The organism is Promicromonospora sp. CA-289599 (assembly GCF_050936155.1).
Classification (GTDB): Bacteria; Actinomycetota; Actinomycetes; order Actinomycetales; family Cellulomonadaceae; genus Promicromonospora.
The window spans coordinates 400625-416218 of the sequence record NZ_JBNJNI010000001.1; the positions used below are offsets into that span (position 1 = coordinate 400625).

Here is a 15594-nt window from a genome sequence, read left to right on the forward strand (position 1 = left end):
GAGACAGCCGGCGAAGGGGAAGCCGTGGCCAACGGGCACTTGCGCCGACGCCGCGAGGCGATCACGTCGCCGTCGCGCAGCGGTCTGCCTATGACACGTGCCGAGCTAGCCGCTGCGGTCAACCAGTACGTCTGGAAGACGACAGGCATGCACTGCCATCTCGACGCTGACACCCTCGCTCGCTACGAGCGCGGACAGATCCGCTGGCCAGGCGCGATGTACCGCGACGGCTTACGTGCTGTGCTCGGCGTCGAAACGGACGCCGATCTCGGGTTCTTCCCGACGCGTCGGGGCAAGACCGCCGTCCCGACTGGTCAGGCACTTGCCCGCCAGGCTGTTGCTCCTGATGAGCTGGCCGAGCCCGTGAATCGACGCCAGTTTCTGCAAACGCTGACGGCCGCAGGCATGACTGCATCCTTGGATAGCTTCGCGCGCGAGCTCGATCTGCTCACTCCCGCTCAGGTCGTATCCGAGGCAGATATCGCACGGCTGCGAGCGGCCGGCGAGTTCTTCACGTCGTGGGCCCACATCCATGGCGGACAGGAGATTGGGCAGGCCGTCTCTGCTGAGATGTCCCGCACTGTTGACCTTCTCAAGACCTCGTGTCCGCCCCGACTCAAGGCGAAGTTGCTCACGGCCGTCGGGCAGCTCGGTGTGGCGACCGGGTCGCTGCTCTTTGATGCGCATCAGCACCCGCTGTCCGAAAGGATCTTGGCGTTTGCGACGGCCTGCGCGGAAGAGGGCAACGACTGGAACCTGCGCGCGAAGGCCCTTTCGTGGCGAGCGCGCCAGGCGGTCTGGGTCGGCGATGTGGATGGAGGCCTGACGTTCGCGCAGCTGGGTCTCGTGCGCCCTGACCGCCTGACGCCGACCGAGCGGGCGATGCTGCACACCGCTGTGGCTCGCGCCCACGGGCGGCTCGGTGACATACCGGCCACGCTCCGTGCAATTGGAGACGCAGACGACGCGTTCGCCGACGCCGACCCTGCGAACGACGTCCCATGGATGGCGTACTACGACCACGCCCAGCACTCCGGCGACACCGGCCATGCTCTCTACGAGTTGGCGGTCCACGGTGTGCACATCGAAGAAGCAAGCGATCGACTCGCGACCGCGGTAGCCAACCACCCCGACATCTACATTCGGTCACGTTCGTTCTCGGGGTTCAAGCTCGCGGCGCTCACCATGCACTCCGGTGACCCGCACGAAGCAGTCCAGGTTGCCCAGAATGCAGTTCGTGACGCGGCAGGCGTGCGATCGCAGCGCGTGCGGCGTACCGCTCTGGAGATCGTCGCGCCAGCTGGACGCCACCGTACGAACGAAATTGTCGCTCCGCTGCTCGCCGACCTGAGAACCGTTGGTACCGCCGCGTGACGACGGCTCGTCAGATGCTCGACGATGCTTGCGCCCAGGTCGGGCTATCGTCCGTCGGCGCCGTGCGTCTTCGTGACGGTGAGAACCAGGTCTACCGCTTGCCAGGCAGCGTCGTAGTCCGCATCAACAAACCCGGCCAGGAGAGTGTCGCCATCCGCGAGGTCTTCCTCGGCCGCTGGCTCAACGGCAACGGTCTCCGCGCAGTCGATCCGCTTGCGGTCGCACAACCCGTCGTCGTCGCCGGCCACCCCGTGACCTTTTGGCATGAGCTACCGCCGCAACGCCCTGGAACACCGCGACAGGTAGCGAAGGTCCTCAAACAACTCCACGCTCTGCCCGTCCTCGATGAGCTCAAGGAGCACAAGGTCGCGCCGTTCGTCCGCCTCAACGAGCGAATTGCCGCCGCACAGTGGCTCTCCGACGACGACAGCGGCTGGCTGCGTGATCGACTTACGGGCCTCCAGGCTCGCTGGGACGACCGCCCGATAGGGCTGCCCGACGCCGTGATCCACGGCGACGCATGGGCCGGCAACATCGTCGATGTCGAGGGACAGGGCGTCACTTTGATGGACCTCGAGCGCTGCTCTGCTGGGCCGCCCGAGTGGGACCTGGCCTCTACGGCCTGCCGACTGACCAGCTACAGCACACTGACGGCCGCAGAATATGCTCAGTACTGCGACGCTTACGGCGCGGACGTCACCCGATGGGCTGGGTTCGAACTTTTCCGCGACATCCGTGAGCTGCGGGTGACGTGCTTCGCCGCATACGTCGCTCAGTCGCGTTCCGAGCTCCGCGACAACGCATACGACCGCGTGAAGAGCCTGCGCGGCGGCAATGGCCCACGACCCTGGAAGTGGCAGCCGATCGGCTGACGCAGATTGCAGGTCCGGTGTCTTTCTGAATGCCGTCAATGCTCTCCCTGAATGCCCTCGTGCTTCGACCTTTGCGGATCAAGAGTTGTCGATAGCCCATTCGCGGGTGGAGGAAACGCCAGAGCACCGTCAGGGGATGCAGAAGTGACGACGACTGAGCAGAAGACACGGACCACGACCCAGCGTCTGGTCGCGCTCGACATCGACGGGACCCTCATCGGTCAGGACCGCAGAATCCCGCCGGGAACAGTCGCAGCTTTGGATCTGGTCCGGGCCGCAGGCCATCAGGTCGTCCTCGCAACCGGACGGTCTCTCATCGGCCTTGGACCCATAGCCACCAGGCTCGGCCTCGTCCAGGGATACGCGGTCTGCTCCAACGGCGCCGTGACCATCCGCCTCGACCCCACCATCCCGACGGGCTACGCGGTGATCGCCGCCAAGCAGTTCGACCCCAGCCCGGCGATCCGCCAAGCCCTCGAGATCGCACCAGACGCAAGAGTCGCCATCGAGGAAGTCGGCTGGGGCTGGCGGGTCAACACCGCGTTCGATCCAGGGCACCTCAACGGACCGCAGAAGAAGGTGCCGCTCTCAGACCTCGTTGCCGCGCCCGCATCACGCGTCGCGCTCCACTCCCACGGCATCCGCCATCACCACGACACCCTAAGCGCCACCGGAGTCACAGCCACTCCCGCCGGCCCGGACTGGCTGGACCTCACAGCTCCGGGAACCAGCAAGGCCGCAGCACTGGAAGCGATCCGCACACGCCTCGGCGTCCCGACAGCACAGACGGTCGCCGTCGGAGACGGGATGAACGATCTCGAGATGCTCGCCTGGGCCGCGCGATCCGTCGCGATGGGCCACGCCCCCGCCGTCGTGCAAGCCGCAGCCGACGAGGTCACCGGGACCATCGAGCAGAGCGGCGCGGTCGCCGTCCTGCACTCCCTGCTACCGCCCGGCGTCGACGTCGGCTCCCTGTCACCGCTGGCGGCCCAGCTCGCGACCGCCGTCCTCACCGCGCCCGGGGCCGTGACGATCGTGCGGATCTGGCACGAGACCGGGACCGGACTCTCCCGCTGCGAGATCTGGACACTGCGGGAGGGCGCCTGGGTTCGGCACGCCCCGGTCCCCGCCGGAACCGGAGTGACGATGCGCGCGATCGAGAGGGCAGTGGGAGAAGCTGGGCTCACCTATCCACGAGGTGATGAAGGACGCCGCCGCGCCCACTGGCGTGCCTCGGTCCTCCATGACGGCCCCGCTGGGTTCGACCTGCCTCTGGGACTCACATGATGCCCGCGTGCTTGGTGTCTGACCGACTTGGCGTGGCCCGCCAACCGAAGGCTAAGTACTTCTCGGTGTGACCTGGCATTCAGAAACGAGCGGGCGATGCCATGTCTCGGACTAGGCCCTCCCACACATTTAGCCAGCAGAAAATGTGACAATCGGCCCATCGTCAGAGCTGATCACTTTCACATCAAAAACCCGATCAGGAAATTGGGCGCGCAAGGCAGCCACCCAGGTGCTTGAGATGCGTTCAGCAACGGCATCCAGAACACGGCGCTCTTCCTCAGTATCCTCCGACTCGACGATCGCCCAAACCCTCAACTGGTTCAGCGTGGCCTCAATTTTCTGATTATTGCCGGAGAGACTGACCTTCCACTGCCGGAAATTTGACTCCTCAAACACCCGGTCCCAGAGTACGCAACCGTCTACCTCAATAAAGCGAGGCCAGAAGATTCTAGATAACGCCAGCAAAATTGCGAGATCACCGTTGTAGTTGACATAGTCAACATAGTCAACGACACCTCCCCAATCTTCCGACCAGGACTTTATCTTCGAAAATTCCATCGGATCGTCCATCCACATCCGCAGCCTTCAACCTTGGTGGCACCCAGCTCAGGAATTCAGTCTTCTTCCAGCGGGCGCCAGCACGGCAAGCAGCTGGCTACCTGTCCTCCATGGCGAGCTCAGCCGAGAACTTGACGCCCAGCAAGGCGTGTGTCGAATGACGGTTCTGTTGGAAATAGCCCAGCTCGATCGGGCCAGAGAATCTGCAGGGCGCTCAAGCTTGATTTTCCAGCAAACTCAGTCGCGTGACGCATATTGTCGCGAATGAAAGCCTGCTGGACACCGGCGATCAACACGTCGAAATTTTCTAGTACGCCAGCCAGTCGATCCCCCTCGTGAACGACCAAACCATCGACCACGCGACCCGCCACCTCAGTCAGAATCTGAGTCGAGACGCCGTGCGGCAGTCCAGCAACGACGAACTCAGGGTGGCTGATCGACACAGTCAAACCGACCGTGTAGGCGAAGTCCGGGGCGTCACCTTCGTCGTCAAACACCCAGAGCACGCTGAAGCCATGCTTTTCCACATCATGGACGAGTTTGAGCTCTACTTCTGACGTCATTTCACTCTCCATAAAGTCTGGTCTCCGACGACTCGTGTTCCAGCCAGTAAACCAACCCCGAGCCACCCCTGAGACTCATCTAGCATCGCGAGGCGCTTATATCAGCCGACACAAGCTAGAAAGGCGGAATTCCTGCACCTGCCCCAGGTGTATTCCCCCAATCGCCCCACAGTCCTTCCCACGAGCGCGGCCCCTTGACAGCACTGTTGCACGTGCGACAGAGCACCTGCCCGTTCGAGGGATCCCCCGAACCGCCTTGATTCTTAGCCACGATGTGGTCTACTGCAGCTTCGTTTTCGGGTGGAGTAACTCCCTTGCGAGACTGTTTGGCTGGAACAGTCTGGACGCCGCAGAGAGCACATTCCATGCCCTGAGATCGCACTTCCCGTTTGCCCACAGGAGTGAAGTCCATGTACGGACGGCTATTTGGTGCACCGCCGGGAATCCGACATTCTTTAGGGTTCGTATTGTGGTTAAGCAGGTCAGTTCGGCCGATGCCGGTGGCGACGTAATAGTTGTGCCAGCCGGAGACAGTGAGATTGTAGACCTTCGCGATCTCGCTGCTCGTTGCAACGGCTTCGACCTTGACAGCAGTTCCCGCACTGGTTCGAAGCCAGCTTCCGGCGTCCAGCTCGCCTGCCTCGACCCACTCCCGAAGGCGTGGCTCCCAAAAGGGGTGTCCCGTCGTTGCGGTGACGGACGCCTCGTCGCCGTTCTCCGCACGAACAGTCAACTTGACGAGATGTTTTTCACCCTCGCCAGCGACCAGCCCCACGACTTCTTGGGACTCCGATTCGCCTGTGAAGTCGTTTGTGGCCAGTACTTCACTGCCGATTTCCAGTTCTTCAATCGGTTTGGTAGTACCGTCAGCCATCACAACCTTGGTGCCTGCCACAAACGAGTTGATGGTACAGGCCGCACCAGCCTGACTCAGGATCTTGCGAGCAGATTTTTGTTGCTTGTAGAAGCTGATGGCGCCATCGACGATCTTGCCGAGGGCCTTGATGGCCTTGATGCCCTTGCCCACGGGCAGGATGCCGATGGCGAGCATCGCGCAGGAAGCAACATCCTTGCCGAGGCAGCCCATCAGGTCGTTCCACCCGACGAAGTCCTTCAGGGCCTCCCAGCCGAGCTCGACGGCGACATCGGTGATGGACTTGTTCAACACCTCCCGAGCCTTGGCCGCGATCTCGGCCTCGGTCGGGCCGGACGTAGCCGCACCGGGGTTGCCGGCGTTGCCGGCCGACCCGCCGGTGATCCCCGGACCGGGGCTGCGCACCATGGCAGCGGTCGCCTGCATCGCTGCCTGGGTGGGTGACTGCCCCTGCGTGAAGACCGTCTCGGTCGTCGCGCCACCGGTATCGATCCCGTCGACCTGCTGCCACCCGTCTCCGAAGTCGCAGAACGCTCCGTCCAGCATGACCCCGCCCCCGGGGCACAGCCCGGTGGGGTCCGACAGGGTGACGGGGTTGTTGTTGGAGTAGGAGTACCCGTGGATCTGCTGCGGGTCGGTCAGGTCCATGATCGGGTCGAGCGAGATGAACCGACCCAGCCTTGGGTCGTATTCACGCGCACCGAGAGAGACCAGTCCTGTGGACTCACGGTCGTCGTACCCACCGACGAAACCGCGCGATGACGCCCAGTCACTGGGCGCGACCGCGGTCCCGCGATCCTGCCCGAAAGGCGTGGTACGGCGCTGGGTGATCGCCATGTCGGCGGCGTCGATCATGAGCTGACCGGTGCCGTGGTGATCGGCCATGACGAACGTGACCGCACCAGTGTCGTCGACGACGGCGGTGTGCCCGCCGCCGATGTCGATGTACCGGGTCGCCTTCGCGACCGTGGGTTCCGCACTGGTCACGGTGATCTCGGTGTGCCCGAGGTACAGCGTCGACTCGGTAGACCCGTCGGCGTTGGTGTTGCGGGAGATCAGACGGTTGCCGTCGGCGTCATAGGTGTACTGCGCGCCGCTGTCGTCGGCGTTGGTTACCTCCGCCACCCGGGACTCAGGTGTCCAGGCCAGAGTCTGGGTGTCTCCGCCGATCTGCCGGCTGGTCGTGCGTCCGACCGCGTCGTAGGTGTACTGCTCCACCGACTCGACCCGGGGCAGGTTTCCGGAAGCCGGCTGCACCTGGTTCACGCTGGTGGCGGTGTGCGGCTGGGCGGGGTCGTAGTTGTACGTACGGTCAGTCAGGCGCTGACCGCCGCCGGAGTGCAGGGTCTCCGTCAGGCGGGAACCCACGGTGTCATAGCTGTACTCATGCCAGTACTGGCCCGGCCCACCGATGAGCCCGGCGTTCGAGGCAGCCTTACCGCTGGCCGCACAGTCGGCGTCATTGGTGTTCTGCGTCCAGGCGTCGGTGATCCGGTTCAGGTAGTCCAGGTCGAAGCACTGCACGTCTGTGCCGGTACGTGACACGTCCGCAAGGGACGTGATGTTGCCGGCGTCGTCGTAGCTGTAGGTCTCTGACCGGTCCACGCCGGGCTGGCCGAACCGGTCGACCCGGTAGTTGGACAACCTCTGGGTGCCGTACTCGTAGGTGTTGGTGGCCTGGACCTGGGCACCTGCGTTGGCGGACATCGTGTGCTGCAAGGGCTTGCCGACCCAGTCGTACGCGGTCGTCGCGGTCAGCCCCCACTGGCCGTGCACGGCGGTGACCCAGCTGGTCGCCTCGTCGTACGAGAAGGAGACGGACTCTCCCGGCCTGTCTCCGGCGGCGGGTAGTCCCACCGAGGCGATGTTGCCGGCCGCGGTGTAGCTGGTGTTGGTGATGTAGTTGCCCGCCAGCTCTCCCTCGGCCGAAGGAATCTGGGTCACGGTGCGGGTAGGCCGGTACAACCGGTCGTAGCCCACGTTACGAGTGACGTACTCCTGGCCGTTCTCGTGCCGGATCGACTGAGCAAGATAGCCCTTGGCCCCGGAGACCGTGTCGTAGATCCACGACGCACGCAGCGTCCCGGACGCGGTGCCCTCACGCAGCTCGGTCTGGCGACCGAGCCCGTCGTACACATTGACGAGAGTCTCGTCCTCGGCGTTGGTCGTCGAGACGACCCGTCCGAAGTCGTCGTAGCTGGTGTCGGTCTGCCCGGCGTCCGGGTCGTCCGTCTGGATCTGACGCCCACGCTGGTCGTAGGTGTACTCCCAGAGGTTGTCGGCCGGGTCGGTGACCGTCGCGAGCTGGTCCCGGCTCGTGTAGGTGTACCGGGTGGTGTCGAACCCTGTCGTGGCCTCGGGTGTCGCGGTGGCCGGGTCGTGATGCTGGCGCAGCTGGACCACTCGCCCACGGGCGTCGACCACAGTCGTGGTCGCGGTGGCGCCGGTCGGGGGAATCACCGTGGTGCGGTCACCGCGGTAGACGGCACGAGTAGTGGCCAGCACCTCACCGCCGTCGCTGTCCGTCGACATGACCTTGCTCAGCGTGTTCCTACCCAGGCCGTCGTAGCTGTGCCGGGTCTGCGTCTCGACCAACGACTGCTTGTACGGGTCGAACAGCCGGCCACCGGTGGCGCTGGTGGTGTAGTAGTCCGCGTAGGCGAGCTTGACCAGACCGCGCGCGTCGTACTTGGTGTCGGACAGGATCATCCCGCCCTCCAGGCCGGGGTCCTGGGTCTGGCGGGGGCGCAGCAGCCCGTCGTACAACGTCCACGAGGTGGCGCGGCGGTCCCCGTCGTCGTCCAGCGTCGTGGTCCCGACCGCTACCGGCCGAGACGCCTGGACCTGATAGGTGAACTCCACCGACGGTGTCAGGTTCGAGGTCCGGTCCGCCAGCCAGACCTTGCTCGTACGCCCCAGAGCGTCATAGGCGACCACGGTGGACTTCGTGTTCGTGTCGGTCACCAAGGTCGGACCACCGCGCACCGGGTCCAGGCGCGTGGTCGTGGTCAGCGCCGAGTCCGCGTCGTCCGGTTTCGCAGGCGGGGTCGTCTCGACCATCTTCGTCGCGAATCCGGTGCTCGGGGTGTAGGCCGTGGTCGAGGTGTGCCCGTCCGAGCGCGCCGTCCGGGTGAGCGTCGCGTTGCCGTTCGAGCCCGCACTCAGGTCGGCCGACACGTCCGTGAGCTTGATGGGACGACCGTAGGTGTCGAAGCCCGCCGACGCCTCGACGTAGTGCCGCGTCGTACCTTCGACGCGGGTCAGGTCCGCGGTCCGCGTGATCCGTCCGCGCACCGGAGCCGTCCCGTAGTTCTGACCGTCATAGGCGTAGCGGGTGTCGTTGATGACCTGCGCGGCGGTCGGAGTCGCGCCGCACCCGGCAGCCCAAGCCTGCTTGCGCTTGTGCATGCCCAGGATGTTCTTGGTCGTATTGGTCACGTACGTGATCGTCGAGCACCGGTCGTCGGTGGCCGTGCTGGTGTCGCCCTGATCAGCGACCTGCGTAATCCGCCCGGCTACCTCGTCATAGGACGTCTGCGTCTGGGTGGTGCGCCACGGCGCACCCCCGGCTCCGAGGCTGGTGAAACCCCGGGTCTGAGCGGTGCGGGAGAACCCGGACCGGATCGTGCCCCAGTCCCGCTCGCTGATGCCGGTCTGGTGCCACCACGGGCGGTTGACCGACTTGGACACCACGGCGCCGCCAGGTCCGGTGAAGGACGCGGTCTTATAGGCGAAACCAGCCCAGTACGGCTGGTCGACGATCGGGTTACCCTCGCCCGATTCGAGAGTGACCTCTTCCGATTTCGTGCCGCCGGTGGGAGTCGCACGGTCGCCGTGCATGCCGCGCAGGAACCAGTGGTCGGTCTGGGACACCCGCTGCGTCACGCTGCCTGTCTTGACGCGCACGTGTCCGTAGCCACGCCAGTCGGACCAGGTCTTCTCCTCGTCGGGGATGAGCCCGGTGGACTCGTCCCAGTGCCATGCACCACCGCCGAGGTACTCGTAGGTGGTCAGCATGTCGTCACCGCCGCCGGTACGGTCCGTGGTGGTCACCCCGGTCACGACGTACTTGTTGAACCAGTCCGTGATCGCCGGCCGAACCTCGCCCTGCGAGCGGATCTGCGGGAAGCATCGCGAGGTGTTGGTCTGCGGTGTCAGCACATTGCTCGCGTCACAGGCCTCAGCGGAGTACCCGACGTCGACCTGCCCACCGACCTCGTCCTGAACGGTCGAAAGTCGTGCCTTGATGAAGGGGTCGCGGCCATCACCGACGCGGTCGAGCCGGTTGACCAGCTGCGTATACCCAAGCTTGACCGGATCCAGCGCGGCCGTGGTGGCACCCTCGGGTCCGGTGTGCCCGGTGCGACGGATGGAGGACAGCAGCAGCTGGTAGTCCGCGTCAGCGGTGCCCCACTCGTGGGCCAGCGCCCAGGAGTCCACGTCCTTCCACGCGGACGAGACGTAGACCTGGGTCTTGATCCCGGTCATCCGCTCACGGGTCCAGAACGACGGCGATGTGCGTCCCTCATCGCACGTGGCGCCGGCGTTGCAGTTCAGGTCCCACGGCACGTCGTGCCATCCGTTCGGCGCTGCGTTGATGTCGGAGCACTGGCCTGATCCGTCGCTCAGGCACCGCTGCGCGTACGTGAACGACACCTTGCCCAGGGGCTGTGCCGCGCCAGTGCCGACCAGGTCGTCGCCCCGCAGTCCGTACTCGATCTTCGTCAGGGTGCCACCGCGGTGGTACGCGGTGTCCGCCGCCGGGTCGCCGAGCTTGCCGTACCTGTTGCTCTGCCGGTCGTAGTGGTAGGTGATCTTGTTCCCGGCCGCGTCGATCGCGTAGTCCAGGTTCCACCGCCACGCCTGATTACAGATCTTTCCCGAGCTGGTGTTGCAGGGATCGCCTGCCTTGTTCCCGACGACCGGCACAGTCCAGGTGGAGTTGGTGACCGGGTCGCCCGACGCCCATCCCGGCAGCCGGTGATAACCGAAGAAGTACTGGGTCCCGTTCGGCGTGATGACCTTCCAATACTCGCCGTCGTTGTCTCCGTTGGCTCGCGCGGTATCGGTCAGCCGCTCGATCTGCGTGCCGTCGTCGTTCTGCAGGCGCCACGTGTTCGAACCGGCAGGTACAAGCTCACCGGCCGCGCCGTTGAAGCTGATGAAGGCGTTGTCGTAGTCCCAGCACTGGTCACCGATGGCGTTGCCGTCGGCATTCTTCACGTCGTCCAGAGCACACGACTTGTACTTGCGCTCGATGTAGCCGGGCCACAGGTCGAACCCGTCCCCGACCAGGGAGCCCTGGTTGTTCGTGGAAGACGTGCGCCCGTCCACGCCACCGGAGGAGTAGGACAGCCCCAGCGTCGGAACGAAGGAGCCCGGCACGTCCGGGGCGGTCATCGGGTAGTTCCACGAGAACGACCCTGAGCGCAGGTCTGTCGACCAGGTGTTCGACGGCGACAACGACGTCGCACCGAACGAACCAGAGTCACCGGACACGCTCGCGGCAACAGCCAGCACCACCGGCGAACCGTCTGCCGGTACCTCCACCTGCTCGGCGACGAGCGTGTCGTCGCCCGTGCGGTTCGTCGCGCCGACAGGCTGACCGGTGGAGCACTCAGCCTTCTGTGGCGTGTCCACGGCGCACGCGGGGAGCTGGAGAAGTGTCAGCCGCTCGTCCCATGACCCACCATGCAGTCCGGCGAAGGCTGAGTAATCCACCGCGACGTCCACCACGTCCGCCGCAGGCTTCGTCACGTCGGTCTTGCTCGCGCCGGCTTTGGCTGAACTCGGGGCAGACAACGCGACCAGCAGCTGACCACGCTGCTCGCTCTTCTCAAGGTCCTCGTCGGTGATCACGTTGACGGCGACCTGACCGGTGCCGCCGGTCTTGGAACGCTCTGCCTTGATCACCTGGACGGGCAGCCCACCGACCGTCGTCATCTCCGTGGGCTTGATGTTCTCGGCCGCGGTGCCGATGTCGACCGCACCACGCCCGCCGTCAGGCAGTTCAGCCTGACGCACGTCGGGGGCGACCGGGTCGGGCAGTGTCTTCGTGGACGGCTTGGTGAAGTCCGCACCGGCGACGTCGATACCAGGCGAGCCTGGGCTGACGCCGTCGTCCGTGGGCCGGGCGGCGCCCTGCGGGACCGCGACGAACAATGTCGCTACCAGGGCACCGATCGTAGTGAAGGCCATGCCCTGCAACACGCTGCGCACCGAGCGAGTGGCTGCATTCAGGCTGATGGTCTGGTTGTTCATCACTGCCCCTCCCCGGGAACCGCCGTGTCGCGTTCGTTCGTGTCAGCGAGCTCGTTGATCTGCCACTGCTGCAAGGCACCGGTGAACAGCCACACGTCATCGATCACACCAGGCCACTCGCCGACCCGAACCCCGTCATCGACGGTTCTGCCCAGGTAGAGCCGGGCAGGCGGGTCGGTCAGCACAACGCCCTCGGCCGGCCCCGTTCCGTCGTCCCCCGCGTCGTCGATGCTCTCGCCGTTGACGTACAGCCGCAGACGCTTGGACGGCGCGTCCCACGTCACCGCGATATGGAACAGGCTGTACGCGAAGGGATTCGCTCCGTCCACCACAGTTCGCACCGGCGCGCTCGTGGCGTCCTTTGCCCTGGCCTGCAGTTCCCAGCGCACCACGCCCAGGCCCGTCTCCGGGTCCGGGTAAGGAACCGCCTGCACCTGAATCAGGTCCTCCTTAGCGCCGGACAAGGACAAGAACGTCATCGGCGGCCCGTCCGGCGCCGGCGCCGCGGGCAACCCCCCATAGCCGGCAACTGTGAATGACTTGCCCCAGTCCAGCGGCACGCCCCCTCCCGGTGTGATCGCCGCCCCAGGAAGCGCTCCGTCCTTGGTCAGGACAAGGTTGTGCTCACCGACGACCCCGAAGTCCGCCTCCACACCGGCGGACCCGTTCAGCAGCAGGTCAGGAGCGCCGGGTACCTCGTTCAGAGCCCGCGTCGGTGCGCTCGATTCGTCCAGCTGGGAGAAGGTCCAACGGGAGGTGACCTCCGGTGCAGCAGCCGAGGCGAGCTGCGCGGCCTCGTACTCGGACACTGCCCGCGTGTAGGTCCGCACTTGGTCAACCACTCCGTCCACGAACGAGTCCGGCGCAGCCGAGCCGTACTTCGCACCGCCGATCATGATCGGCCCGGTCGAGGCGAATCCGTTCGCCGCGCGGGGAGCGCTTCCGACGCCGTTGACGTACAGCCGCACTGTGCGCGTGATGTTGTTGTGCACACCGACCAGGTGGGTCCATTCACCTGATCTGACCGGGGCGTCCGAGATTGCGACGACCGGCCTCGCGTCTGGCGCGTCACCGTCGTACATCCCGAACATCCAACGACCCTGGGTCGCCTGGTAGTACAGCTTGAAACCTTGCTTGTGCGTGGCAGCCTGTGAGACCACGATCGACCCCGGGTGCGGCAACGTGTCCAGCTTCACCCAGGCCTCGACCGAGAAGGTGTTCTCCGTGTTTACCCGTCCCACAGTTGACGTCACGTAGTCACCGGCTCCGTCCAGTGCCAACGCCGACCCAGAGACCGAGTCCTCGTCCGTGACGTGCGCATTGCCAGCGGCTGTGTATACCGAGCCACCCTCGTCGAACGTCCACTGACCGCTCGGCGGTGCACCAGCGCCCACACGGAACAAGTACGTCCGGACGTCTGAGGGATTGCCAGCCGCGTCGAACGCCTGCACGGTCACCCGATGCACGCCTGTGTTCTGCGGGTTCACCCACACGTACGGCGAGGAAGCTGGTCGCTCCTGAGTCGCCTGCGGGTTCTGGTTGATTCCGTACCGGTACTTGACCACGTCAGAACTTGTCGAGGTGAAGTTGAACCGACCGCTGTGCCCCACCCCGCGATGCCACGGGTCCTCAGGATCTTCCGGATCCGACTCCGGGTAAGCGGTCGATGAGACCTTCGGTGCCGCGGGCCTGGTCGGGTCATAGGTGAAGAAGCACCCATCCGACCACGGGCTGTACGCCTTGCCGTCGTAGACCCGGACCGTCCATGCTGACGTGCCACCGCCCACGGGGACATTGGAGGGCATCGCTACGGAGAACGCCGACCCCGACGCCTTTCCCGTCGAGGGCACCAGCCCCGAGGACCAGTACTGCTTCCACGCCCCACCGATCCAGTCCTGGAGCCGGAACTCGACCTTGATCTTGTCACCGTCGTCGTCGTTCGCCCGCGCCACAACCAACTTGCCCTTGGTCCGGAAGATCGCCGGATCGCCGTGCGGAGCACACAACCCGCCGTACTCCAGGCTCATCGCCTTGGTCGAGACCTTGTCCGGCGGCACGTTGTACTGGACACGCAGGTAGGCGTTCTTCGAGAACTTCTTCCAGTGGTTCTTGTCGGTCTCGCTGTCGGCCAGCAGACCGAGGGTCACCTGACTCCCGTTCGCGTCCGCCCGGTCCTGGATCAGCCCCCTGATCGGAAACTCGGCAGTAGCTGCCGGGGCACAACCAGCCTGGCTGCCCCCGTAGTTGAAGCTCTCGGTCCGGACCTTCGCGATGTGGAACCCCGAGGTCGTGACCGTGTTCCACGTCGTGTTCTGGTTGATCGAGTTGGTGTGGTAAAGGTCAACGGGGCGGTCCGAGCACACGGCCGAGTGCGTGTTGGGAACGTTGAACGACGCGCTCAAGATGTCCCTACCCCGATAGGCGGAGATGTCGAACTGCCAGTACAGGCGATAGGTCGACCCGTCACTGCAGGCGATCCACCCCCGACAGGTACCCAGCCCCTCGGTCGAAGCCCCCTTGAACTGCCAGTACGACTGCGTCGGATACACCTTGTTCGGCCCCGTCCACGCCGTGGGCTTCTTCGTCAGCCACTGCGGGTCCACCACGATCGGGAACGCCGCCTCAGGGTCCTCCAGCAGATCCTGGTCCGGCACCAGGCTCAGCTCGTCGCCAGCCGGCGAGACCTCCACCTCTACCGAAGCCACCCGCCCCTGCCCGGAACCATCCTCACCCGGCCCGTCGCTGCTTGAACCGCCCGTCGCGATGACGTTTTCAGCAGTCCTTTGCGCACCAACGGAGTCATTGCCAGCACGGCCCGACTCTTCCTCGAGCGACCCGGCTTCCCACATCGAGGCCGGAGGCGTCACGAACACCGCAGAACCAGTACTCTCGTCGACCGCCTCAAGCCCGCCCTCGGGCGCCACAACGACGTCCAGGCCCTCGCCAGCCATACCGAAGGTGATCTCGTCCAGGGCGGTGGAAGCAGCAGCTTCGGGAGTCTTCACGATCAGGTGGGACGCGAATCCGTCCTCCGTCGCGAGCATCCGCAGATCTACCCCCTGGATGACCTCGGGGTAGACCGCGCTCGCCCCATCCAGAACCGGCGTCGGCAGGTCACCCCCTGGCCAGGACAGTTCAACTGCCCGACCGTGCCGGGACATCCGCACCAACGCGTCGTCACCGCCCGTGGAGAACTCAAGGCCGACGGTCGACACGACGGGCCGCACCGCTCCGTCTTCGACGGCCAGATCTGTGTCGACCTGCGCCCACCCCTCATCCGTCCGAGCCCAGCGTGGGACCGCATACGAGGTCTCTTGCAGCGTCCCGTCCGGCAACGCGAAGACCTCACGGCTCTCGCCACGCTTCGACAACAGCTCGACCGGCTCGCCAGTCGCGGCTGCCTCCTCCAACGCACGCAGGAGCGAGGAACGCTCCGGGTCCTGCCCTGTCCCCTCAAGAGCGAGAGACGGTTCAACCGGTCCCGGATCGGCCTCGTCGGCGAGCGCCACGGTCGAGCCGCTCATGACCAGTGCACCGACAGCCAGCACACCGACCAGCCCGCGCACTTGCCGACGCATCCTCACACCCAGGAACCCTCGCACCGTCGCCCTCACCCCTCGCCTACTTTTGCCAGAACGCAAGGAACATAGCGGACGCGCAGGGCCGAACTTGACCAAAGCTGGCGGCAGGGCGGGTGAATTCTTCACTGAGAGACGGATCAAGCCACGCTGCCTGGCCCCGCTGATGGCCTGCATGCGGTGGGACGTGTGATGGCAGCCATCTCCCCCATCGGCAAGTGCTCCCG

7 protein-coding genes are annotated in these 15594 nt (G+C 65.4%); 3 read left to right on the top strand and 4 right to left on the bottom strand.

Translation table 11 applies throughout. From position 1 onward, the window contains the following. Positions 1 to 24 precede the first annotated feature (24 nt). From ACQEVI_RS01750 to ACQEVI_RS01760, 3 genes are all read left to right on the top strand, one after another. Positions 25 to 1374 (top strand): hypothetical protein, encoded by a 1350-nt coding sequence (locus tag ACQEVI_RS01750; protein ID WP_432894028.1) that lies wholly within the window; start codon positions 25 to 27, stop codon positions 1372 to 1374. 14 nt (positions 1375 to 1388) lie between these two features. Beyond that, positions 1389 to 2246: a phosphotransferase family protein gene (locus tag ACQEVI_RS01755; RefSeq protein ID WP_432894030.1), complete on the top strand. Its 858-nt coding sequence runs from the start codon at positions 1389 to 1391 to the stop codon at positions 2244 to 2246. A gap of 144 nt (positions 2247 to 2390) precedes the next feature. After that, positions 2391 to 3533 carry an HAD family hydrolase gene (locus ACQEVI_RS01760; RefSeq protein ID WP_432894032.1) on the top strand — a complete coding sequence of 381 codons (1143 nt, stop codon included), beginning with the start codon at positions 2391 to 2393 and terminating at the stop codon, positions 3531 to 3533. Positions 3534 to 3662: 129 nt separating this feature from the next. Here ACQEVI_RS01760 and ACQEVI_RS01765 read toward each other — a convergent pair whose 3' ends face one another. The 4 genes from ACQEVI_RS01765 to ACQEVI_RS01780 form a co-directional block, all read right to left on the bottom strand. Continuing rightward, the gene (locus ACQEVI_RS01765; protein WP_432894034.1) at positions 3663 to 4103 is read right to left on the bottom strand and encodes a hypothetical protein; all 441 of its coding nucleotides are present in this window, start codon (positions 4101 to 4103) and stop codon (positions 3663 to 3665) included. Between the two features lie 107 nt (positions 4104 to 4210). After that, positions 4211 to 4654 carry a DUF4262 domain-containing protein gene (locus ACQEVI_RS01770; protein WP_432894036.1) on the bottom strand — a complete coding sequence of 148 codons (444 nt, stop codon included), beginning with the start codon at positions 4652 to 4654 and terminating at the stop codon, positions 4211 to 4213. Between the two features lie 115 nt (positions 4655 to 4769). Beyond that, on the bottom strand, positions 4770 to 11726 hold the full coding sequence (locus ACQEVI_RS01775; RefSeq protein WP_432894038.1) for an RHS repeat-associated core domain-containing protein: 6957 nt from the start codon (positions 11724 to 11726) through the stop codon (positions 4770 to 4772). Positions 11727 to 11788: 62 nt separating this feature from the next. Beyond that, complete coding sequence (locus ACQEVI_RS01780) at positions 11789 to 15544, bottom strand: LamG-like jellyroll fold domain-containing protein (protein WP_432894040.1); 3756 nt, start codon at positions 15542 to 15544, stop codon at positions 11789 to 11791. Positions 15545 to 15594: the final 50 nt, after the last annotated feature.